This window comes from Bradyrhizobium yuanmingense, from assembly GCF_025200905.1.
GTDB classification, from domain to species: Bacteria; Pseudomonadota; Alphaproteobacteria; order Rhizobiales; family Xanthobacteraceae; genus Bradyrhizobium; species Bradyrhizobium yuanmingense.
In genome coordinates this window covers 6,031,509-6,055,418 of record NZ_CP104173.1, presented here as the reverse complement: position 1 = coordinate 6,055,418, position 23,910 = coordinate 6,031,509, and the positions used below count along the sequence as shown (strand labels likewise).

Below are 23,910 nucleotides of genomic sequence, written 5' to 3'. Positions count from 1 at the left end.
AGAATGTTGCAGAAGTGATGAACGCGCACCGAGTGCTTGGCGGACCTCGCTCAAACTCGAACCAGTCCTTGACCCGCGACAACTTCCCGTGCGCTGCGCGCAACGGCGCTCTCGCCGCTGAGGGGGCGTACTGACATTGCTCGTGACCGAGTCACCCTCAACCAGTTGCGCGACGTCAATTTTTGCCTGGTAGTGTTAGCTAAATCTCCCATCTTTGTATTTGTCGTGGAGCTTCACTAACTGGTAAAGCACCAACCCGCATATTCCGAGAAAGGCTGCTAAGAATTCTACGACGTGCAATGTCGCCGGCTCGAGGGTTCCTAGGGGGTCGTCGCATCGACAATTGTCCACTTTCCTTCGGGCTATTAATGCCGTCCCCGCTTTGTGGCGTTCTAGCGCTCCAGGCAGAGGCGGTGCGACGTCGCGGGCTAGCAGAATTGGGGTCGCTGCCGCGGATGTGTCAGAGGCGGCGGGTGGCAACGCAAAAGTCGCGGCGGATGCCGGTGCCGCTGCAGAGAGCGAAACGATGGTCGAGGCCAGGAGCAAGATGAGTGTGCTCTTGCAAGCGACATATTTTGATTGATAGCCGTAGAACATTGCTCGTGCCAGACCCGATGTACTCTCAGCGCGCCGGTTCTTCTTGCAGGCTTGAGCCAGCCGCGAGATGGTAGCAAAGATCGTTCCAGCTTTGGCACGGGCATTCATCAACATCCACCCACAGCCTGATTGATGATGATGCAAGTTGGACGAAGGCCGGGTAGTTGGCGGTGAGTTTGTCTTCGCGTGCCACGCGCCGGTATGCGTGACGTTGTTGAGGAAGCGCTCGACGGAATTCCGGGCTCAAATAGAGATGCGAGCGAAGATTGATTGGATCTCAGCGATTGCAGTGCGGCGGAATGTTGGCCAATGCGCCTTCTTCCGGTCCGCATCATAACCCCGGCCGTCCAGGAGCATTGCTCCTGACTTTAGGTGAGATACAAGTCTCTCGGCGTCATTCGCCTGACGCGAACTTGCTTGTGACCAAATCGTCGGCGTTACTTCATCATCGCTTCGACCTCTGCACGAAAAGCTTGGCGCGAGGTATCCCGTGAATAGAACATATGGCCGCCCGGATAGACTACAAGCTTGAGGCGCGGCGCCGAGGCAAACGGCGGCAACTGATCCAGCACGATCTGCGATGCGAAATAGGGGGTGACGAGGTCAAACAGGCCGTGTGCGACGAGCAATTTCATCTTCCGGTCCGTTGCCAGAATCTGGCGCAGCTGCGAAAGGGACTCTGGAGAGCCGCGACCGAAATCCCAAGCCCGCCCAACCGCGCGGTTGAGCAGCTCGTAGGACCCGTCCGGCCGCCAATTAAGCTTGCGCGTAAGCAGATCGACAGTGGCGCTGGTCAGAGGGGCCAATAGCGTATCGCTGGAGGGATCGCCGGAAAGTGGGGAATCGGAGTCCGGATACGGATTGAGGCCACGCACCGAGGCATCATAATTGCCAATTAACTTACCGTTTTTACGCTCGAGTTCACGGCGGAACTCGGTGCGTCCGAAGCGGCCCGCGAGCCTACGACTGACCGCTTGGTCGATGCCGGTCAGCGCTGCGACCTTATCGGCCAGACGCGTGGTCGCTTCATTGTCCGCCTGCCCCTTGATGAGATCGACCAGAAACTCGCTGCGTGCATAGGCTTCCACGTCGGCGAGATCAGATCGCTTTACCGGACCTTCGGCCTCGCGCAGGGTCGCGACATAGCTTGGCAGGGTTGCGACGTATCGCAGCACGCTCGTGCTGTAGTCGAACAGTGGCGAGACCATGATCAGTCCCTTGATGCCTATGCCTTGCTGCGTCTGCAATTGATGGACAACCTTTGGCCCACGAATCCCGCCATAGCTTTCACCCACGATGTATTTCGGCGACAACAGCCGGGCATGCGTTTCGAGCCAGCGGCGGACCACCAGCGCGAGCGCGTTAACGTCGCCGTCAACGGAATAGAGCTGCTTGCGTGCATCATCGCCGGTTCCCACGAAACGGCTATAGCCGGTGCCTACGGGGTCAAGAAACACGAGATCGGTAAAATCGAGCCAAGTTTCCGCGTTTGGCCGCGCCTCCGGAAAGGTCGATGGCGTGACCTCGTCCGCATTGATCGGCAACCGCCACGGTCCGGCATTACCGAGGTGCAGCCAGGCCGATGATGAGCCCGGTCCGCCATTGAAGAAGAATGTTACGGGGCGCGAGCCGCGGTCGGCTCCGTCAAGCTGATAGGCAGTATAGGCGATGTCGGCCTGGGGCTCGCCCTTGTCGTCGAATAGGCGGATGGAGCCGGCGGTCGCGACGAAAGAAAGCGTCCGCCCGGGGAGCTCAAGCGTTTGCGCGGTGCTGGAGTCCGGCGGCAGGCGATGCGGCTCGGCCGGCGATGGCATACTCGGCGTTTGCCCGGCGCCAGCCTTCTGGCCGGGCGGCGTAGTGACCTGAACAGGCGGCGGATCGGCGGCTAGAGCGCTCTCAATTCCCCCGCAGGCAAACAGGATCAGCGCAAGAGAGGTGCGGCGCAGCGCGGCCAAATGCATCGAGTTTCTCCTGTCCCGGCGCGCACCCTGTGCGCGGAACCCATCTGTCAAAGCAATTCTGATCGCTAACTCATTTGGGGGTACAACAAACCTACTAGAGCCAGTAGTCGTCATCATCACCGCGTGCGCGCACAAAGGGCGAATTCCCTCCGTGCATACAAATCTAACCGGGTGGACCCCCAACTCGCCGGCGAGCATGCGGTGTTATCGATGCGGGCCTGTGCCGGCTCAAGGACGTTTCAGCGCGTTACAACCGGCTACGACAGCTTGCGAGAAATCTCCTGGCCGTCGTTTACCTTGCCGCCATCGTCAGAGTGAGTATTGGATCCTGGCCTGACTCCTAGTTCAGCTTCGCTAAGAACCAATGGATCGCCTCAGCCCGTTTTGGCTGCTGCAACCCGAAATAGTGATTTTTGTGCCGGCGCGCTCGGCACAGGGCGCGCGAGCGCCTCCTCGTTGCAGAAAGATGGTCTTCTGTTGCGATGCAGCTGGCTAGGTGTGGCGGCTCCCCCTCGCAAGCCCATCCCGAGATCACGATCGGCTGCGCGGCTGATGTGTACATGCGCGGGGATTGCCTTGCCCATCTCGTCTTGCGAACCAGCAGAGACCTTCGGCGCGATTGCCGTGATTATACCCAAGCTCTCATACCGCCGGGCTAGCGACTGGGAGGTCCACTGCAAGCGCATGATTTGTCCCCCACTCCAGTTATGCCGCTCGAGATCAATCGGTTGCGCCAAGTTGGCGAGTTTGCTCCAAACCGGTAGCGATAAGCATCAACAGAACAGTTAAGTCGAGCGGGCCAGCTGCCCCAAATCTGGAGGGAAGAGCCAAACAATTTTCCTGGTCGCTCAGATGGAGCAGCAGATCTCCCAAGATCGCCTCGCTTTTGGACGATGCCACCGATGCGTACGCGTTGCTGCGCGAGATCGTAAGCAAAATCGGCCCGTAGCCTAGGGATACAACGGTCGATAATTGTCCGCGTATTCGAGCCTCATCCATTTATAGAAACGATTCTCGGCCGGGATCTGTTGATGTGGTTCTCGTACGAGGCACAGCTATGGAAGTTGCGGATTTGGCAGACGCTGCAACAGCGGCTGGGCAGCCCCGAGTGGAACAGCGCGCGTGACTTCCGCCAATACGTCCGCTCCATTGCTGAGCCGTAGTTCATCAAAGGAGCGACGCGCGATGCGGGCCAAAAGCGGAACGCCAGAATTGCAAGCTCCCATAGACAGAACCAAGGTGACTTCAGCCTCGTCGAACGGCAGAGAGGCTTTGATGCGTGCCGGCAATACATTAAGGATAGAGCTTGTACGCTGGGGTTTGCACGCAATGCTGACGTCGCCGGCTGCGATTCGGAGCCGCAGTTTCGTGCCGGGTCTCAGCGGCGCTCCGGGTATCAGAAGCCGCTCTCCCTTGAGGCGAAGCTTGAGCAGCCCATAGCGTCCGTCATAGCCGCCGACCAGGGTATCAAGACAGACTGCCGCTTCGTCCCGCCTGGCAAGCTCCGGAGCGCTCTGAACGACATTGAGCGGTCCGGCTGCAGTCACGGCGCCATCTTTCATCATGACAAGATGATCGGCAAAATGTTCAATATCAGCCATGTCATGACTAACGTATATCATCGCCAATGGGAGCTTGTCCCGCATGCGCACGAGAAATGGCATGATCTCGCGTTTGGCGGAGCGATCGAGCACAATGAGCGGATCGTCCAGCAAAAGCAGTCGAGGCTGGCTTAACAACGCTCTGCCAAGGGCAAGTCGTTGTCGCTCGGCCACAGAAAGATGTGACGGCAAACGCTCGAGCAGTGGCGCCAAGGCGAGTAATTCGACCACACCATCAAAATCGATCAGTGCCGATGTCGATTTTGACGTGTTGTAGAGAAGGGTGCGCCGTGCAGACCAGCCAGAAAAATGGGTAGGCAGCTGGAATACGTATGCGACGGGACGCCGATGAGGCGGCCGAAAGGTTGTCTTATCCTGCCAAATCTCTCCATCGATCGCGCAGAACCCGTCAGGCAGACGCTGCACGCCAGCTATGCAGCGCGCGAGCGTGGTCTTGCCGCACCCCGGCGGACCAAAGATCGCTGTGACGCCTTTGGCTGGTAAGCTGAATTGCGCATCCAGCGGAATGTTCGCGAGAGAGCCGTTGAAGTAGACCTCAATATAGCCTGCTTTTTCTTCTCTCATGTACCTGTGCCTGTGCTCTATCTTCCTATCAAGCCGCGAACACAAGTCGCGCAAATGGAGGTGATGGCTATGCCTTTGACCATTCACTCCGCCGCTCCAGGACGGCGCCTCCGCCAGCGGAGGGGCATAGGTGCGGCGGCGGACTGCAGAGCCATGTTAATATCAGTGGCTTGGTACATGCTCGCGCCGTGAGGATCGAGACAGTCGGGTCCTGTCCCGCGCTTGCGAAAGAGAAGCAAGACACCTTTCCGGCACGCCAGGCTGTCAGCTCACTTCGAGGTGCCAAGGGCTTCTGCTGAATGTCCAAATGGCGCCTTGAGAGATTTGACGGCGTACATGTCCGCTCACGGCCAGAGTTGAACGCTGGCCTCGGGGCCGGGAATCCCCATCAAGAATCCCCGAGCTTTACTAGCTGACTTGGTTTGCACCGGGCGCGATAGCGATGGCGTGTGCATTCTTGGGTCCGAGTAGCGTCAAAGCCAGGTCGATCAGAATGTATCGGATAAGCCTCATTGGAACTCCGGTCCTGCCGCCACCACTTTCTTCGCAGCGCTTTGGTTGATCCTTGCCCAGCAATTCGCGTGCCGCTTCTAGCGGCAAGGGGGGCCTTGTATCGGTCTCCACCGGACCTCTTAAATTGCCGCATCTCATTGTAGGGCTTTGGACACTCGCGTCACCAACCGCACATGCAGGAGCTAGGAGATGAAGCTGAGGATGAACCATCGCCTCTTGCATTTGAGATGTGCTTTGCCGAACACGCGGCCGTAAAACTCGTCAATGATGCACAAGTCCATGCGCCGATTTGGCACACCTTCCGATGTGCGCGCGGGGAGAAGGCCGGCTGCCGGGCGCTTGGAAAAAGGGCTGATCGAAATGATATGCGGTGCCCGCGAACTACGGGAGAGAATCTTCCTCGCAGCAGCGGCTACGCGCGCATTTCAGGGCGCAGACCTTCGTTGCAATGCCAGGTGACCCGGGATTGAGCTGCCAAAGATGGACCATTTGACAGGCCCCCTCAGGAATTCTTGCGTCAGCGACCAACGTTGGGGCTCGAGGCTCGCAAGGTGGGCCCACTGAATGCTCCAGCTTGGACCGCAACATCGCCTGATTTCGTTGCGGCAGCGCTATCTCCCTCCTAATCACAACGTAGCGTGTCCCTATCGAGAAGGCCTACTGTCTAAGGAGGGCCTCGGGATTGCAATGGTCCGCGTGGGCAGTACAGGGTCATCGATCTTTGGCAAGCTGCCCGGTGAGCGAATTCAGAAAGGCGACAACCTCGTCAGCTTCTTCATCGCCGAGCTTTGCACCAAGCTGAACCGCACTCTTCACACCAACCGCTTGCTTAAGACTCCAAACCTGACCAGAATGGAAGTAGGGGAGCGCAATGCGACTTGCGCAACGGCGCCGAGCGGAAAACATACTCATCGCCGAGATCCTTGGTGACGGAAAAACGACCCTTGTCTTCCCTCGGAAGTAGGCTTTCGGCTGGCCTTTTAATCATGCCGAACGGGAAGTAATCCTGTCCACCGACGTTGATCCCGTTGTGGCAAGAGGAGCATCCCTTTTCGATGGAGAGTTTCAGCTTCGGCTTTCTGCTGATCAGTGAGAGCATATCCGTCGTCATCGAGGTACTGATCGAGGGGGCGGCAGGAGTAGTCAACGTCGCCTCGAAAGCCTCGATGGCCTTGCCGAGATTTCAAACGTCACGGGCTCCGCATCATTGGGAAAAGCCTTACTGAACATACGACATAATCAGTCATTGAATTCAATGTGCTGAGCACGCGTTCGGGCGTCGCATTCGACCCTGGACTGGACAGGCCGGCGCCTTGAGATCGGCCGCGCGCACATCCCAGAACTGCGCCACGGTGAAGACCGCGTTATAGACTGTTGGCGCACGATGCGACCCCAGCTGCCAACGATGACCAATCGACGTTGGGCCGGCATCTATCCCGCCAGTCCCAAGGTTATGGCACGTGTTGCAGCTAATAACCCCGCTCGCCGATAGCCAGAAAGACAAGGATTTGCCAAGTGTGACCTTTTCATGGGTGATAGGATTGTCCTTCACCGCGGGAACGGCTGAGGGAATCGGCTTGAAATCCGCTTGGCAGCGCTCATCTGATCCTCATTGGCGCCTGCTGCTCGCAAAACCAGAATGGCTGCGGCCACAACACGTAACCTGCCGGCCAGGGAAAGCTCGCGCACCGCTAATTTCCTCATGTGAAGGCTCGCTTTTGTCCTACATCGTGAAATCGCGAACGTAGCGCGCGGTCCGCGCCCGTCCGCAGAAAGACGTCGACCACGCATGGTGTCTTCCGGGTTCCGGCTAGGCTGCACCCAGGCTGACGCGCTGTCGGTGTTTGTAGCAATCGGCATGCCGGCGGCTCGAGGCCGCTGAGCTGGTTTTGAGCAATTGCCCACCGTGAATAGCAGCAGCCGGCTTGAGGCTATGGTATCGACCGTAGGTGACAGTTACGACGATCACCATGCAAGCCATCGTACCTGGCCTGTCGGTCCAAACCTCTGTACTTCTCAAAGCCCATCGTACGAAACCCTTCTCTGCAGGTCAGCTGGTTGGAGCCGCGAACAAGCGAGCTGTGTCGACCCAGCTTGTCGCTGATCGTCTCGATGCGTGCCCTTGCGCCCTCAACCCCAACACCAGGCAGAGCGTCATCGACCAACATTGGGGACGATCGTCCCGGGGGCAGTCGGTCAGGCGTCCAGTTGTCGGGAGTTCGTCGTACTGCCCCCAATGTGGGTATGCTGCCCGTCTCACACACTTGACGACCCCTCAAAGTGCTTGAATCGATCGTGGCGTCAGGTTGTAGCCTTGCCAAGCAGAACGCCGTATTGGGAGCCGGCATCGCCACACAAGCGCTAAACGGCCGATCTCTGCTGTATCTCGGTCTTTGCATCAGCGTGCTGCGTGTGGCGCGACGATGATTCGGGAGCCCGCAATCATTGCGTCGGCCCGCAACAGCGAGACAGAGGCGGCCCAATCCGGTAAACAGGTTATGCTCGCGCGGCCGAGAACAATAGTGGTGGATATGCGGCTTAAGAGAGGTTTGGTGAATCAAGAGCGACGAATGGGCTGGACTTGCAATGCGCGTCGCTGTGCAGCCGCCCTCGCCGGGATCGCGATCGCAGCGACGTGGTGCACAGGACACGCTCGCGCGCGAGATCGGCGGGCCGAGCAAGTCTTGATGTCGTGCAGATCAGAGGTGATCCGCTTCTGTGACCGCTTTACAGGGCGTAGCGATGTGGACGTAGCGATGTTTTGTCTTAGGGACAATTTCAAGAACTTGCGCGGCGAATGCCGCCGCATGGTGCCGACCGCCGCGGAGAGTAACGACAGACCGAGACGACGTCTCAACAGGCTTCCGGTCGTCCTTCAACGAGAGTGAGGCGTCCGAGCGGCAGTTGCAAAAATGGAGCGGCAGTGAGGTATTCAGGCTGTCGAGCGCCGGAGTTTGGCCCGCTTGGCGGCCGAAAGTCGAGCGGGCTGGAAAAGTGAGCCGAGCCGCAGTTCATCTATCAGGGCGGCTGAGCAGGGTAAATCGATTGGCCTCGGTCAGCCATCGATAGTGCGCCCATAGACGTGCTACGAGGTTGTAATGCGCTCTGAACCTCGATTTCGTACTGCAGCAGTTGCGCTTTGTTCAGCGCTGCAGCCATCCGCGACTTTAAGGCCGTCGTGAGATTGCCATCGGCCCCGCTGTAACCGGTCGAGAGGACAATCTGCGTAAACTGTGGTGGGTACAGCCGGACATCTGCAGGAATCCGTTCTGCGCATCAATCTACGGCGTTGTGGTTGGCAACCAAGTATCTTCCGGCAGGTGGCCAAATCGGCTATAACTTCCAAAAGATCGGCGAAATGTGAGCATTGGAGGTTTGTTCGATCGCGGTCTTCCTCAGATTTCTCAGCTGTGGATCAGTTTCGTCTCGACTGCCCGGCTCAAGGTACAGATAGTTTGTTAGCCCCATCGACTTCCCGAGGGAACCGCTTGATGCCATAGCGGCGTTCTCGAGGTGTGCTTCAGGTGAGTCGCTTCGCCCGATCGTGGTGCTCTTGGCCGAATACACTTTAGGGCTCAAGGTCAAAGGAAACGCCGTCGACAAGAGCCGTTCAAAGGCAGAAAGCTGTTCAAGCAGACGCTTCTCAACGGCCTTGCGCTCCGCCCCAGGTAGGTCCCTTTTAAGGAATCGACGGCAGCGCCAGATTTCGTTCCGCAGCCATCTGATCTCACTCAGTGTATCATCAATTGAAGCCATCACAGATATAGTTCACTTCGTGTCCATGGAGTATCAATATGGCGATCGTATCGAGGGCCATTCCTTGGCTCCGCGTTCCTGCCGAGCAACTGCATCCGAGGACTTGCCACGTCCCGCCCGTCTTTCGGCGAGCAGTTCAATGTATGCCACTCTTATCATCAATATCACCCTACACCGCGCGCGCGGCGAGAAATCGAGGCAGATCCTCGCGTTTTCACGGCGCTGCGATCCTGTGCCTTGCACAATTCCTGCGCTCCACAGAATTGATTAGGGCGCGAGAAAAGCCGAGAACCGGAGCAGTTAAATTCATGTGCGACACGCAGACGGCTCAAGCAGGAACTATTAACGCACAACGCATGTCCCATGGTCGATGGCGGCGGAACTTGCAAGGGCTTGACGACTTTTTTGCCAGTTGAATCGGTGGGCGCCACCTGACTTGGGCCACAGCTCGCGACTTGGACCTTAGCCATGTCGAGCTCTTGCGGCCCAAGCGGCGTAAAGCGGCGGCAGCTTCTTGCGAACGCCTCCTCTCTGATGCTGTCAGTCTCGCGGCCGTACCCGGCATTCGCAATCGCTTACCCGATAAATAATTTATGGGCGAGGTGGACCACATCAACAACATGAGAAAGCCATGGAGACGATTGTTTGAGGAAGGCGAGCCAGCCCGACTGCGATCCTAGGTACGCGCCATCCAATCAAAGAAACGCACGCGCCGGGATTGGGATCTTGGCAATCCGAGGCAAATGTCGGCTAGACGCAGTGTCGAGCCAAATGAGCTCCATGGACAATCTTGCTATCGACATCCGCTGTGCACAGTCCACCTCAGAAGAACGATTTAATAGCTTGAATCTCAAGCTGCGACAGGTTGTAGGCGTGCTGATGCGTAAAAGATAAAGGCCCACTTGGCAGGCGTTGATGGCGCATCGCAAGTGGAGGTCGATTGGAACGGCCTGCTGATTGCCAGTTTTCTCGCCTGCGGGCGATGGCCAGGGAGCCATTTGCACTCTGCACGGGACGTCGGGTCAAAGTACACTGACCAGTTGGAATCGCGAGATGGCCTTGATGATAGAATGATACAGGCAGCAGAATATGTCTGACCCCAGCCGTAATCGTTTTTTTAGCGGTCCAGAGAAAGCGCGCTGGGTGAACAGCCCGCGCTCGCAAGCAAATACTCCAGCGGAATAGACTGTTCATATCCGGCCAGAGGCGATGACCGGCAGCACTGATGGCCGCACAGAGCGCTGCGGTGAAAGCTCGGGAGGTCTTATGTCCTTCCAAACCAGCCTCACGGGGGCGCTAGGCGAAATAGATCGCTCCAGCGTCATCGTTGCATTCTCAACAGTGGTGGTCACGCGCGACAAGAAACTGCGCAACGTTGACCATTCGGTGTTCCAGCAAAAGGCGGCGGTTGAGCTTCAATCTAGATTTCTGCCGAGCTTCGAGGAAAGCATCCGTGCCAAAAGATCGTGGGGGATGCCACGACATGCAGCGCGTTGAGCCGAAAGGCCGGAGGTCAGGCCGGCCGGGACGTTTGCGAGAGAATAGCTTCTCGTGTGTCGCAACTTGACGACGTTCTGATTGGGAAGGTCGGAATTAGGGGGGCATATTTGCAGCATTATTCGACCGGCACTCCAAAGGAGCGGAATGTCGCTGTGTAACTATCATAATCGTGCAACTCGCGCTAGCTGAAGTGCTGAGGAGAAGCGGTTTGAGCCGTGAGGTGGCCGACCAAATAAATCTCTCGATAGCAGCGTTCGACGGGCATGAAGCTGCAGTGTCGAAGATGACTATCCTTCGCAGCGACACTCTCGTGATGTGGTGGCCATACAGAACTGAACTAAAAATCAGAAGGACAAGGTCTTGAGCCAGGCGGAGAATGAAGTCGTCGAGCACATGCTTTCGTCATTGACGACCAGCTTGTTGCAGAGTCGTATCGCGCGCCCTCTGACGAGGGCTGATGCATCATTTTGGGTTAGCCTGCGAGAGAGCGGGCTGATCGCGGCGGAGAGATAGCAGTACGGGTATTGAAACATGTTTCACGCGAGATCAACGAGACGCAGTCGATGCTCGAGTTCATTGATCGCGGTGCGGATCGACTAAATTGAGCTCGACAGACGGAAATTCTTGTCGCACCAGTGCAGATGCAGCTGTTCGATCATTCAGTCGAACGCGCACGGTCAAGTGCCGTCTCATCAGCACTTGCCCGTCGAGATCTGCGACGGTGAGCGGAGGGGCAGTCTTTGTGGCCGATGTCAATGCTGAGAACTCGTCATCGAAGAAATTTAACGAGTCCGTGTTGTTAACATCGGGTGCGCGCCGCGTCTGGTAGAAGGCCGAGCGGCATTGTGGTCTGCAAGCTTTTTAGCTCAGCTATTTAGTATAAGCGTTTGAACGCAGGGGGAAGTGGGGTCGCCTCCGCAAGCGACAGCAAAGTTGGCGGCCTAAGCGTCCGACTGCCAGCGTGCCGGCACCTGGCACCAGTCGGCCCAGCTCCAACTGATTCATCTGCGAGGCCATGAGCCTAAGGTTGTGTAATTGATGAAAGCCGTCCAGTTTCGTCGCTCCGCGGTCCGTCAGCTTATCGACAGCTGGCTCTCCTATCATGAATATCGCTACTCGCTGGCAGCCCCGGCTCAAGGGGCGTAGATCTGGCAGGGGGACATCGGGATAGCCTCCAATATCAACTGATCCGAGAGCGAGACTTCGCCTGGGTTCGCTGCACCGTCTGAAGTTAATCGGTGCACTCGCAGCAGCGTATTCGCGCCAGCGGCGCGTGGCGGCCCCGCTGTGTGATGGGTCCTCATTGCAGTTAGCCGGTGGAGCGTTCTCCATGGCGGTTTACCGGTTCTAAGATGCGCCGCCCCGGCGCGTTTGCTTCATTTTGCTACCGAAGAGACGACATCGATGAATGCAGAACAGCTCGGCGCTGGTACTCCCTCCGTAATATCCGATTCGGAAAGCTCCGAACCGGGCTCTCCGGCCGCATCGCAGTGGGGAGAGGCCTTAACGGACGTTCAGGCGTCCGCTGCCGAGGCGGCTGCCTCGCAGGATGAGATGTTGACGGACTGGGCTGCCGAAGACGGGCAGGGGCAACATGAGAATCGGCAACAGGCGGTAAGTCGAACCAGGGCTTGGCGGGGCGCGGGTGATCTCAATGAGCCGCTAGATCTGTCGTCTCTGTCCCTGACGGCGTTGTCGGCGTCCATTCTGGCCGGGTTGCGCCGCCTGAATGTCGACAATAACCAGCTTAACAGCCTGCCCGAGACCCTTCCGGCGAGCCTCCAACGGCTCTACGCGAGCAATAATCGGCTGACCAGCCTACCCGAGCTTCCACCTGGCCTGCAGCGGCTTTATGCCATCAGCAATGGGCTGACGCGCCTGCCCGCAGAGCTGCCGCCGGGATTGCGGCGGCTGAGTGTCGACAACAATCAGCTGACCAGCCTGCCCGGACGCCTTCCAGCAACGCTTCAGGAGTTGGACGTCAGCGGCAACCGCCTAACCCACCTGCCCGGGCTTCCAGCCGGGCTCCAGCGTCTGAACGTCGCATACAATGAGCTGACGGACCTGCCCGAGCCTCTTCCGGCCGAGCTCCAATGGCTCAGCGCCAGCCACAATCGGCTGACCAGCCTGCCTGAGACGGTCCCGCCCGAGCTGCTGTGGCTCGGCGCCAGCAACAACCAGCTGACCAGCGTGCCCGAGACCCTGCTGACGGAGCTAAGTCGTAACTCGAGCGTTGATCTGGAGAATAATCCGCTTGCCGATTGGGTGCAGGCCGACCTTGCAACAGCGATGCACGCCGGACACTATGCCGGCCCGCAGGTTTTCTACTCGACCGCGGATGGAGCGGAGGAACCTCAGCCGCGGTCCCTGCAAGAGGTTGCCGCGGACTGGCTCGAGGGCGAGCCCACGGCAATGGCCATTTGGCAGCACTTCGGCCATGAAGCGAGGGCAGCGGACTATGCACACTTCCTCGACAGGCTCCGTGCCACCGTGAACTATGGCAACGAGGCATTCCGCCAGACGATCGCCGAAGATTTGCGGCAGGCAGCCGTCAGGCCGCGTCTGCGCGAGCAATATTTCCAGTTGGCTTCGGGAGCGAACGCGAGCTGCGAGGATCGCATTACTTTGGCCTGGAACGGCATGCAGACCGCACGCCTGAACGCTGATGTCGAGGACGGCTTCTATGACGGGAGACTGGGCGAACTGCTCCAGCACGGCCGCGTCATGTTTCGCTTGGAAGCGCTGGACGGAATCGCGCGCGAGAGGGTCAACTCGCTTCGACGTGCCAATCCCGGCGCGGTTGTCGATGAAATCGAGGTGTATCTTGCCTACCAAACCCAGCTGCGTGACCGGCTCGAGCTGCGGCACATCGCTCCCGACATGCGCTTCATGAACGTCTCTCACGTGCCGAGGATGATGTGGCCACGGCTGAGGCATCGGTGCGGAATCAGGAAGCGGCGGAATTTGCCGATTATCTGGCAACGCGCTGGCAACCGTGGGAAAGCGTGACGAGGCGTATTGCGCCCGAAGATTATGCTGCCATGCAAGAGCGGCTCGTCGACGCGATGGGCGAAGAGTTTCAAACCCGTCTGAGTCTCCAACTGGCCCAGGAAGGTTTGACAGGCGATGCCGATGCCGAGCGGGTGCTCGGCGCCCAGATCCGAAACGAGATCGCTCGCGAGATCAAAAGCGCGGTCATGCACCGGGTGCTCGGGGAACTCGGCCTTGATCTATGAGCGTCCTCTGATGGAAGGGCCTGTCGATCCGCCTAGCCGCTCACGAGGTGAAGACAGTCATCAATCCTTTCAGGGACGGGCGTGTCTGCATGAGCCATTCGGCGAATGAGCTGCCGTCACTTGCTGCTCGCGTGATCGGTGCGGACGATCACGGTAAAGATGGGCAATCCACTGCAGATTCGTACACCGCAATTCATGCGTTCGCGTCCCGTTGAGAACGCTATTGAAGACTGCTCATAGCCGGACGAATAGCTGGCGAGCAGATCGGAGTCTCAAGTAGCCCTTGTGGAACGTAGACTGTCGATATCTGTCCCCCGAGATCGATAGGACTTTCGCAGCATCACACTCGAATCCAGATCACGAAACATGCTGTAATTCCGTCGGATCCATTGATGCAGCTCGGTGGACCAGTCCTTCTCGTTACGCAGATATCCAGTGAAGGAAAAGCTAAGCCGGTCTATATATCTCTTGAGGAACAGCGGAAGCGCGGGAATCCGAAGCACCCGCTCGCCATCCATCGCTTCAGGTAATCCGCCGCGCAGCACGAATTCATTGTGGACGGTGACCAGCGACGCCGGCGGAATTCGCCGCCGCAGCATTTCATAACCGCGAAACGAGATGCGGTCAGCACCTGCGACGAAGAGGATGATAGGAGCGACATAGCAGCGCGCAGTCTCCTTCATGAAGCCGATCTCCTCGCACATCTTGAAGAATTCGTCGAAGGCGTGAAAGCCGAGATCGATTACTTTGGATACCCCATCGTGGATGACAAGAGGGTCCATCAGCTGCATCTTGCCGTAAGTGTCGATCACATCCGCGGTCTCTGTGATATGCGGGAGGTAGTCGAGCAATGACGGCTCTTTCAAGTTGACATCAAACGACAGCGCTGTGCCGTTCTTCAGCAGCAAGAACTCGCTCATGGCCCGAGCGATAAGGGTTTTACCGACCTGCGGGCTAGGAGAGCAGATGATGTAGATGGGGGTCGCTAACATAGCCAGCAGATCAATTTGTTTCGTACGTGGGCCCGACCTGAGCTCGCCGAATATGCGACTACTTCTCGCCGGCCCGGGTGGCGGACTTCGCGCCGGCCAATTCCGTCAAGTTGATACGATCAAACTCGCTCCAGACATTTGCCAGCCAGTGGCGGACATAGCCGCGCAGGACGAAGGAGTTGTTCGCGGGTTCATCGTTCCGCCCCTTGTTTGCTACGAAGTCTATGAATGGGACGGATGCGACTTCCACCTGCTCATAAGCCATCTCGTTAAGCTTCGGTATGACCAATTCAGTCGCATGTTTGATCCGGTGAAAATAGGAATTGTATGTCGCTTGATCCCACTGGAAGAATTGAGTGTCGTTGATGAAGTTCTTGACTAGGTAATACTTTGCGCCGCTCATGAAGGTCGCGGTTTCCGCGATCTCGTCTAGTGAAGCGATGGATGATCCGAGGATATGGAACACGGCAAACGTGATCTGGCCAGACCGTGCCGAGTCCAAAAATCCGATGTCGCGTAAGGAAGCCAACGCAGAGGACAGTAAGCCTGCGCGAGCATCGATGACAGTGACGGACAGCCCAGAGTTCAGGGTATCGAAGATCTTCATCTGGTCCGCCGTCGTCGTCATGTCGACGATTTCGGTGATCTCGGGATAAAAGCGCTTCAGTGTTCCCCGCGGCGACTCGGTGTCGAATGCGCGTGTTTGCACGTTGTTGACGCTGAAGTAGTCCAGTAGCGTTCGTGATACGGTCGTCTTGCCGACTCCTCCCTTGTCCGCGCCTACCACAATTACAACTGGCTTCACCATGGAAATCTCCTGAGACACTCGCTATTGCCGCACGCAAATTGCGCAACCGGCGCGTCTCTGCTTTGGGTGCGAACATGGCAGAAAGAAGGGGCAATGAATCTTCGATGCGAGAGCTCTGCTGCCGATGAACGTTTTCAACATCAAGCGAGTGATGTCCTTAGATCACAACGACGATGCAGGCCGAGAATGGTGATTAATCGCTTGTACTGGTGATCTACGTGAGGTTTGTGGGCGGCTGGAATGTGTCGCCAAGAATCAACGGTCGGCCCGTGGTGATCGTTGTGATTGCCATCGTTATCTATCGCTGTCGCTATCTAGATTTGATATGAAGCGATCGAATCTTACGTAGCGTCGGAATGCGAGCGCGGTGGATCGAAGGTCCAGCGAGCTTTTCACCTGGATGGTTGGCGAGGCGCTTGTTGAACTCCTCCAGCCCGACGTCGCGCTCGGACAGCACGTTCTCATCTTTGAGAAGCGAGACCGGTCATGCAGTCGGCTTCAAATTCCATCATCTTGGTGCTCGCGCGGCACGTGCTGGAAGTAGCTGGTGTAGTCGAATCCGGTGTAGGGGTTCTGATCGCCGCCGGCGCGCAGCACGGCCTTGGAGAATTCATTCGCCTGATGTTTGGAGGTGCCCTTGAACATCAGGTGTTCGAGGAAATGCGCAAGCCCGATTTGCCGGGCGGCTCGTCGGCGGAACTGGCCTTATACCGGATCATCTGAGTCACAGCGGGTGTGCGATGATCCGGGATCACGACCACCTGCAGGCCTTTGTGAAGCCTGTAACTCGCTGGTCGATCTAATCCGACCGCGTGGGCAACGACGCTACCCTCTTCAGGAAGATATAAGTCAGTGCGATCATCCGTTCTGTGCTCGATCGCCAGCGCGTGGGCGTCGTCAAGTTGGAGGAATTAGCGGTGGTACCTCCCGCCTTGGCGGTGACCGGAATCCGGCTCATGGCATCGCCTTTCGTTCCATACTGATCCATGTTTGTGGCTGAGAAATCCTACAAAACGGGGAGCCAGCAGAAGGGTCGGACCAATTGTCGGGGTGGCGTACTGAGCCGCGCGCACGCCAACTCGACACAAAACAGAACCGGCGCCACTATTCTGGACAAAGGTGACCGTCGCCATGTCGTGAACACGACGTTGCGCTCAACGGCGTCAGGACGACATGGCGTCAACTGATCAAATGGAAAACTTGCAGAAAAGTGGATTAAGCGGCGATATGATACCGGTGCAACTTTCGGCGGCGCGCTGTTACCGAACTCGCTCTACAGTGGCTTGGCAATATTTCTCATGGTCGCGCGACGGGAGTCGGCGAGCAGCTCCTTGGAGTACACTGCTCCGAAGTAGTCCAGGACGAAGGTGCCAGAATAGCGCACATTATCGGCCGCGCGGATTAGGTTATCGAGAATTGTGCCGACTTGGCCAATGCGGTCGCGATAGCGCGCGCGGATAACGTTAACGGCGTTCATCGAGTGGACGGCCTCGTCGGCAATTACCTCCCGCAGCCAATGATGGAACGTGTTGTTCCCAAGTGTGTCATAAAACGGCTTTTCTGCCGCATAGGCGCGGCAAGTGCACATCTCATCAAATGCGATCATGGCCAATAGGGAGAATTCGTCCGTCAGGTGTTCCATGATCGGACCAAAATCATGAGATCGAGCGTCCAATCTCTCCCGGAGATCCTTTTCGGATTCATTGCCGACAAGTTCAATGATCCGGATGAATCCGTCGGTGTGGCGCTCTTCGTCGATTGCCCAGGCGTTGAAAAATGCCGCAGCTTCATCGGAGACGATAAGATTTCGCGCCACTAATTCTTGTTTTAGATGCCGGGCGTCATATTCGGTGTACAGATCAGGCCACAATTTGTCCCAACGTGCGCGGACATCCGACGCCTCGGCGGCGAACATCGCTGGCGTAAGAGCATCAAATAAGTCTTTTGGACTCCAGTTCCGTCGAAACGGCGTGATCATCCGAGTGCCCCTAATCGCGTACGGTGCGAGCGCTCCGGCGCAACATTGTGGTCATCTGTTATCAGCCGTACGCTCGCACAGCATATTCTACAGACAAACAAGAGGTGCCGTCGTCTCCTTGTTTTGGTAGGCTGATGGCCAGAGGCCTTCCGGCTGGCTGACGCCTCGCCTTGATGGTGCAGTAGCCTTTCGTGATGCACACGGCCGCAAAACCAGGGACACTCGTCAGTGCTGGTCGCCGGTCCAACACGGCCTCACCTGAATCCGGCGGCGCTGCCATGCTGACAGGCACCATAGTTTCCGCAGATCCACGAAGCCGCCTGAGGGGGGAGGACTGCGGCACGCTTGAAGCACCACTAGCGGCACACGTGCATCTTCGCTGCTTTGGCCGGCAGCAATAGCGCCAGAAGCTTCTCTGTTCATCCCCTCCAGCCACAGGTGGTCGTCCTGGCGATGGTAATGGCGCTCGTTTGGTCTCGTCCAGGAAACTAATCGCGCCCGACGGAAGACTTTGAGATATCAACCACTGGCGCCTCGGAAACGAGGGAGTACGGCGGGGTTGCCATCCAAGATCGGCCCGAGGGAAGAATTCGATGGCGCCGAATTCGTAGTAGAGACTATGTCCTGGAACGTTTGACTTCCAGTTCAGTACGAGCGTTCGTGGGTCGGTCGCGGATGCACTTGGCGAGTGGTTGGTTTATTGATCAGGTTATACATGCCGTTTTCATTGTACGAACTGTCGCTTCGCAGGGAATATAACTCTTGAGGCTCTACGGCAGCTGATAATCGGCTAGCTGTCGGTAAGCTGACAGCGAGGCACCGAGCAATTGCGATCCGCTCTTTTTCGTTGGCTACCTCGAACGGTTCGGTGCGAGCCGGCCAGCCGCTTGCAGTTGTGGGTCCGGATTGCGGTTCTGCGTCCTCCCTTCAAGGGCGAGCGACAGCTTGAGATTGTTGCTCAACATCGGATTTTCTGGGTCGATTGCCAAAGCTTGGCGGTATAGCGTTTGCGCCTCGTGATGGCGTCCCTCGTGATCGAGCACAACACCTTTGGCATTCAGTGCGCGCAGGTCGCCGGGTGCTGCAAGCAAGATGTTGTCGAGCACCTCAAGCGCCTCATCAGGGCTTTCGCGCATCAGCAGGGCCCGCGCAAGAGGTATCGCCGCATCGACATTGTTAGGTCGTTGCTTCAGCGCATCGCGCAAAGTCTTCTCGTCAGCATCCTGACTGAGGGCGTGAGAGAGGCGCTCGCGCATAGCTGGATCGACCTCCTTGGCCCCAACCAGCTCTGCCGCAGACGTTGGCTGCTGTGAAAGACTCGCCTTGTGTGAGTTAGCGCAACCCGCGAGCAGCACAATGGCAAGCATGGGGAGAGAGGCCGAGCACGAATGACGACAAAAGTTACGCCAGCGCCGTAGAACATTAATCTTACATGAGTTCATAAGCGACCTCACGACCTCACACCTGTGTTCGTCAGCCGGCCGCAGGGAGGAGGTCACGATGCCCTCCTGTAGAAGTCTTGTCCTTGCCAGGCGCAAGTTTGACGGACCCAATCGGCTGGACGGTGAAATCCGAGGCGAGATCCTGATACGAGAGAACAGGTAGGTCTATTCCATTGCGGGTGAGAAAGCCGCGGACGAAGCGCCGGATATCCATCGAGCCCAGGATAACTGGCTGGTTCTGACTGCGCGCGATGCTCGAACGGATCTGGCGAAATTGTGAAAGTAGCATCTCGCTTTGCCGATCCTCCAAAACGAGGTAGGGACCGACAGCGGTCTCGCGCACCGCACCTCGCACGATATCCTCGGTCTCACGCTCGACGATAAAGGCCGCCACAACACGATGGGCGTTGGCATAGCGGTGACAGATCTGCCGCTTCAGAACGGAGCGCACATATTCGGTGAGCAGTACGGCATTTTGCTCCCGTTCGCTCCATTCTGCAAGCGCCTCCAGAACCAAACGGGTGTTACGGATCGGGATGCCCTCGTCCAGCAAGCGACGTAGGACATCCGCAATGCGAGGGATCGGTGTCGTGCGCAGCACCTCCTTCACCAGATCGGCATATTCCTGCTCCATCCGGCTAAGCAACTGACGCGTTTCCTGAATGCCCACCAGGCGCTGTGCATAGCGAGTCAACGTCGACTGGACGCGCAAGGCGATGATTTCGCTCGGACGGTGGTGCCCTATTCCGGCAGCTTTGAGAGCAGGCGCATGGCCTTGTTCGATCCAGATCCGATTCGTGTCTGGGTCCTGCCAAAAGGGGATCCCGCTCAATTCAATGTTCGCCACGTCGTCGTTAAGTAAGAGTTGTGTGGGGGCAATGGCGCCTTCTTCTACCGGCACTCCTTCGACATCCACCCGGAATTGCGATTGGGCCAGGTGCTGTGCGCTTTGGGCGGGAATGCGTGGAATTGTGATGCCAAGATCAGCTGAAACCAGTGCCGATACCCGTGCGACGCACTGCTCGAGTTCCCCTACGTCGATTGCCTGCATCAGGCTCGGCGCTAGCAACAGCGTAATCGGAAGTGCCTCCGCGGGCACGGTTTGCTTCTGACCTTGTGCCGAAGCGGGAGCCGAACCGGTGGGACCGGCGCCGGCCTTGGGAGCGGTCTTGCCCTCTTGCACGCCAACCTTGAGAAAGCTGGCGGCGGAGAACAGCGCGGCCAGTATGACAAAGGGGGGCAAAGGGAAGCCAGGAACGAACCCCATCACAAGCAAGACACAGGAGGCCAAGCGTAGCGCTTGTGTGCTGGCCGTAAGTTGGTTGACGATATCGGCGCCGAGATTGACTCTGGAAGGACCGTTGACACGAGTGACAATGGTTGCGGCTGTAATTGACAGCAGCAGGGCCGGAATCTGCGAAATGAGCGCATCACCGATCGTCAGGATGGTGTATTGATGCATCGCCTCGTCGAGGGACAAGCCCTTGGAGAGCGACCCGATCGTGACGCCACCCAACATGTTGATGCAGATGACTATTAGTCCGGCTATGGCATCGCCTTTCACGAATTTCATAGCGCCGTCCATCGCGCCGTGCAGTTGGCTTTCTCGCTCCAGCGCGCCGCGCCGGTTGCGGGCTTCGTGCTGATCGATGTGGCCGTTGCGCAGCTCCGCGTCGATAGCCATCTGCTTGCCCGGCAGCGCATCGAGCGTGAAGCGCGCCGATACCTCTGCCACCCGTTCGGCGCCCTTGGCGAGAACCATGAACTGCACCATGGTCACGATCAGGAATATGACAATGCCGACGGCGATGTTGCCGGATATAACGAAATCGCCGAACGTATGGATGATGCTGCCGGCATCGCCCTCGGCTAGGATCAGTCGCGTCGTTGCAACGGTGAGAGCGAGACGAAAGACGGTGGAGATCAGGATGACGCCCGGTAGGGACGAAAAGTCGAGCGGCGTGTTGAGATACAGGGCTACCATCAACAGCAATATGGCAAACCCCAGATTGAAGCCGATCAGCATATCGATCACAACGATCGGGATCGGCATGATCATCATTCCGATCGCCAGGAGAAGCATCAACGCGACCATCAAATCCGGGTGAGCCGGCGCGCGCGTGATGAGATTTCGTAGAAGGTTGGCCATGAGAAGCCTTATTGTCGTTTGATTGTAGCTGTGCTGCCCCGCAACAAAACATAGCGTTTGAAGACGGCTTTCGCTTCGGTCATGCGGCCAACGTGACGCAGGGCGTGGCTGCGCATCAGCATCAAGGGCGGACACGAAGACGGCTCGTCATCCAGTTTGTCAAGCCTGTCCAATACCGACAGCGCTTCGTCACCGCGACGCTCCGAGATGAGAGCGTAGGCCAGGATGCGGAGCAGGCCGATGTCTTGAGACTGTTCGTGAGCGACCAGCCGCAACAGAGCCAGGCTCTTGGCGCTCTGTCCGCACGCAAGGTAGACATAAGAAAGCACGCAGAGCAAATCTCGCTCCGGCCCGGAGATCAGCTCGACGGCGCTGGTTTCGGAAACGATTGGCGGCTGTGTAGATGTGAAGTGTTGCACTTTGTCTGGCCCGACCATTGCTAGCCTTTGATCAAGCCGTTGTGACTTTGCCGGAGCAGGATTAAACGTTGCAGCTCCAGTTGCAGGAGGGCGGCCCCTTCACGTGGCACCAAATCCTCTGGCGCGGCCGATAACGTATCAGCCAAACGCTCCAGAAGAAGGCCGTGTTGCTCAGGACGCAGAACATGCGAATGACGTAAGCGCGGCGTCACGAAGGAGAGCAGACTGTGCGCGAGATTGGGCTCATTAAGCCAAGCGAGTTCCGAGCCTGGCTCGATCTGACTTGGGGGGGCGCGCGCCTCGTCGAGATTAATGCGCGAAACTGCATCGATCGAACTGAGCTCGAGCGCGCTCTCGATCGTTGCGTCCACCGAGCGATCCACCACATCACTATGACGAGAAATCGAGGTGTGGCTCTTGTCATCATTGCCACGCGTCCGGTCAATCCCGATGGACTTGGCTCGAGAATTGACCGGCGTGATGGCAGATGCATGAAGATCAACGTGTGGCTCCTGAAAAGAGGTGCCGGGCTCGACTGGATTCGGGGGCAGCCTAGTCATGGCGCGTTGCTTCCTTACCTGCGGCCGCTAATAGGGCAGAGTGGCCAGCCGGCCATCCCGGCTCAGCAGAACACGCCCTTCCTCAATCCCGTAGACGGTCCATCCATTGCTCAAGAGCGCGCCGACGAAATACTTTTGACCAGCAATGACAATATAGGGATCGCTCCCGCGCCAAACAGCTTGGACTCCAATTGCGGGAGGCGTCTTCTCATCCTTGATAGCCACCGCATTGACGAGCGTATAAGCGCCATTGCTATTGTGATCAAACCGCTGCTGGACGTCTCGCCATGTCGCGAGCGAGGCGGGCGTAATGGTGCCATCGGCGGTGACAACGCCCGCCACAGAGCCGACCTTGATGCCGACAAGGCCCGCTCTGTCAACTTCCTCTTGCAACCGTTCGGCAGCTGCATCGGTGGCCAGAGCATCAGGAGAGCTGAGCGCCAGCTTGGGCGCAATATCCGGAGCAGGGGACGACGGACTTGACGCCACGGTGGTATCGGTCTGGACAAAACTGGATGAGACTGCGCCAACCGCGGCAGAGCTGATCAGGACCAAAGCGAGAAAGGCGAGCGATACATGCCGGCGGTCGATGGAGTCAGCTTGATTGTAGTCCTCGATCGTCCAGCGAATGGACATCGCCCCGGCATGCAAAACGACAGGAAGAGGGACAACAATGGATTCGTTCGGTAAAACAGTCTCGTGCCCCTCGATCCTAACGTCCCTCGCAAGGGCCTCGATCTCGATTGAATTCGAATGGGGGGTGACACGAAGATGGCGCGGTTCGAGGCCTTGTTCGACGAAGATTAAGTCAGCATCGAGGCTGCTGCCAATCAGACACGATCCGGCCCCCACTTTACTTGTCAGCCCGGAGTAACAGCCCGACAACACTTCGAATTGCGGGCAATTTGGTTCATTCACGGTCGGTTTCCTGAACAGCGAACGGAACCGTACGGCAAAACCGTACGGCCCGTTGCAACTTCACAGACTAAGCAGCCGGGGAAAGTGGGGCGGCGACGTCGCCCCATCTCATCCCTTACTGCACCCGCTCATCGGCCGCTTTCTTGACGGTCGAGAGCTCGGTCGAGACGACGCGAAGTTCCACATCTCTCTCAGCAGCCTTTGTGCTGGTCGCAGTCAGAGCGGCGATTTGCCGTTGGAATGCCGCCTCTCCAGCAGCTTCAGCAGCCGTGGATCCGGCTGCAGCAATAACGGTGCCGGCTGACCCACCTGCAGTCGAGGTATGAGACGCACCAACATTTTTAGTCATACTATTCTCCTGTGTGCTCGAATTTCGCCGCCACGTGCGGCTCCTATTTCCTAGCGTCGCAACACGCGACGTCAGGAATCCTCCTCTGTCTCGGCCATGACATCGTCGAAATGGCTCATTGCACTATTCACAAATTGGAGAGCAACGGCTCCCAGAGCGACGTTGAACGCTTGCTGCATAGCGGCTTCATGCGAGTTACCGCCCGGAGTGGGCGCGCCGCCGTTTACGGGAATGTTTGCATCAGGCGATCGGCCATGATCGTCGCGCTCGCCAGGCTTGTGAGATCCTTTTTTGCCGCCGCTTTTGCCGCCAGCCGCATGGAGGTCAGCATCAACGTGCCCAGCGCCGCTAGAGCTCGTAACGCGCATCGGTTCTCCTATGTCAATTCGATCGTGCCGATGGAGGCAGTTTCCGCCCTCCACTATGCAAGTATTAGCTTTCGACAAGCTGACGAGTCGTAGAGAATGCAATGAGCCGATGGTCGATCATCACTATACGTCTTCACCAAGCCAACCGTATTTGAACAAGTTGGCCGGGAACCTGGAG

The 23,910-nt window shown here is 57.7% G+C and carries 16 protein-coding genes and 2 pseudogenes; 4 read left to right on the top strand and 14 right to left on the bottom strand.

Features of this window, described 5'->3' with window-relative positions; genetic code table 11:
- Positions 1 to 1,034: 1,034 nt before the first annotated feature.
- The 3 genes from N2605_RS27995 to N2605_RS27985 form a co-directional block, all read right to left on the bottom strand.
- Positions 1,035 to 2,558: a S10 family peptidase gene (locus tag N2605_RS27995; protein ID WP_260344024.1), complete on the bottom strand. Its 1,524-nt coding sequence runs from the start codon at positions 2,556 to 2,558 to the stop codon at positions 1,035 to 1,037.
- 1,055 nt (positions 2,559 to 3,613) lie between these two features.
- Positions 3,614 to 4,744 carry a molybdenum ABC transporter ATP-binding protein gene (gene modC, locus N2605_RS27990; RefSeq protein ID WP_260344023.1) on the bottom strand — a complete coding sequence of 377 codons (1,131 nt, stop codon included), beginning with the start codon at positions 4,742 to 4,744 and terminating at the stop codon, positions 3,614 to 3,616.
- Positions 4,745 to 5,968: 1,224 nt separating this feature from the next.
- Positions 5,969 to 6,169 carry a hypothetical protein gene (locus tag N2605_RS27985; protein ID WP_260344022.1) on the bottom strand — a complete coding sequence of 67 codons (201 nt, stop codon included), beginning with the start codon at positions 6,167 to 6,169 and terminating at the stop codon, positions 5,969 to 5,971.
- A 143-nt stretch (positions 6,170 to 6,312) separates the two neighbouring features.
- Here N2605_RS27985 and N2605_RS27980 point away from each other — a divergent pair, with 143 nt between their 5' ends.
- Positions 6,313 to 6,483, top strand: coding sequence for a hypothetical protein (locus N2605_RS27980; RefSeq protein ID WP_260344021.1), 171 nt, complete (start codon positions 6,313 to 6,315; stop codon positions 6,481 to 6,483).
- A gap of 26 nt (positions 6,484 to 6,509) precedes the next feature.
- Here N2605_RS27980 and N2605_RS27975 read toward each other — a convergent pair whose 3' ends face one another.
- On the bottom strand, positions 6,510 to 6,809 hold the full coding sequence (locus N2605_RS27975) for a cytochrome-c peroxidase (RefSeq protein WP_260344020.1): 300 nt from the start codon (positions 6,807 to 6,809) through the stop codon (positions 6,510 to 6,512).
- A gap of 3,470 nt (positions 6,810 to 10,279) precedes the next feature.
- Here N2605_RS27975 and N2605_RS27970 point away from each other — a divergent pair.
- Both N2605_RS27970 and N2605_RS27965 read left to right on the top strand, forming a co-directional pair.
- Positions 10,280 to 10,510: a hypothetical protein gene (locus N2605_RS27970; RefSeq protein ID WP_260344019.1), complete on the top strand. Its 231-nt coding sequence runs from the start codon at positions 10,280 to 10,282 to the stop codon at positions 10,508 to 10,510.
- 1,407 nt (positions 10,511 to 11,917) lie between these two features.
- Positions 11,918 to 13,749: pseudogene (locus tag N2605_RS27965) on the top strand (NEL-type E3 ubiquitin ligase domain-containing protein).
- A 272-nt stretch (positions 13,750 to 14,021) separates the two neighbouring features.
- Here the strand turns inward: N2605_RS27965 and N2605_RS27955 are convergent.
- From N2605_RS27955 to N2605_RS27910, 10 genes and pseudogenes are all read right to left on the bottom strand, one after another.
- Entirely contained in the window at positions 14,022 to 14,741 is a 720-nt protein-coding gene (locus N2605_RS27955) for a hypothetical protein (RefSeq protein WP_260344014.1), read from the bottom strand.
- Positions 14,742 to 14,799: 58 nt separating this feature from the next.
- Positions 14,800 to 15,549 carry a P-loop NTPase family protein gene (locus N2605_RS27950; RefSeq protein WP_092302639.1) on the bottom strand — a complete coding sequence of 250 codons (750 nt, stop codon included), beginning with the start codon at positions 15,547 to 15,549 and terminating at the stop codon, positions 14,800 to 14,802.
- Between the two features lie 385 nt (positions 15,550 to 15,934).
- Positions 15,935 to 16,316, bottom strand: a pseudogene (locus N2605_RS27945) (M16 family metallopeptidase); the annotation flags it as partial.
- 506 nt (positions 16,317 to 16,822) lie between these two features.
- A complete protein-coding gene (locus N2605_RS27940) occupies positions 16,823 to 17,527 on the bottom strand; it encodes a hypothetical protein (RefSeq protein WP_260344011.1) in 705 nt (234 codons plus the stop codon).
- A gap of 851 nt (positions 17,528 to 18,378) precedes the next feature.
- A complete protein-coding gene (locus N2605_RS27935) occupies positions 18,379 to 18,894 on the bottom strand; it encodes a tetratricopeptide repeat protein (protein ID WP_260344010.1) in 516 nt (171 codons plus the stop codon).
- A gap of 106 nt (positions 18,895 to 19,000) precedes the next feature.
- Positions 19,001 to 21,118, bottom strand: a complete 2,118-nt coding sequence (gene sctV, locus N2605_RS27930; protein WP_260344009.1) for a type III secretion system export apparatus subunit SctV — start codon at positions 21,116 to 21,118, stop codon at positions 19,001 to 19,003.
- 8 nt (positions 21,119 to 21,126) lie between these two features.
- On the bottom strand, positions 21,127 to 21,555 hold the full coding sequence (gene sctY, locus N2605_RS27925) for a type III secretion apparatus assembly chaperone SctY (protein WP_260344008.1): 429 nt from the start codon (positions 21,553 to 21,555) through the stop codon (positions 21,127 to 21,129).
- Between the two features lie 2 nt (positions 21,556 to 21,557).
- The gene (locus N2605_RS27920; protein ID WP_260344007.1) at positions 21,558 to 22,097 is read right to left on the bottom strand and encodes a hypothetical protein; all 540 of its coding nucleotides are present in this window, start codon (positions 22,095 to 22,097) and stop codon (positions 21,558 to 21,560) included.
- A 27-nt stretch (positions 22,098 to 22,124) separates the two neighbouring features.
- Entirely contained in the window at positions 22,125 to 23,015 is an 891-nt protein-coding gene (locus tag N2605_RS27915; protein WP_260344005.1) for an FHA domain-containing protein, read from the bottom strand.
- Positions 23,016 to 23,130: 115 nt separating this feature from the next.
- On the bottom strand, positions 23,131 to 23,364 hold the full coding sequence (locus N2605_RS27910; RefSeq protein ID WP_260344004.1) for a nodulation protein NopA: 234 nt from the start codon (positions 23,362 to 23,364) through the stop codon (positions 23,131 to 23,133).
- Between the two features lie 254 nt (positions 23,365 to 23,618).
- Here N2605_RS27910 and N2605_RS27905 point away from each other — a divergent pair, with 254 nt between their 5' ends.
- Positions 23,619 to 23,825, top strand: a complete 207-nt coding sequence (locus tag N2605_RS27905) for a hypothetical protein (protein ID WP_260344003.1) — start codon at positions 23,619 to 23,621, stop codon at positions 23,823 to 23,825.
- Positions 23,826 to 23,910 lie beyond the last annotated feature (85 nt).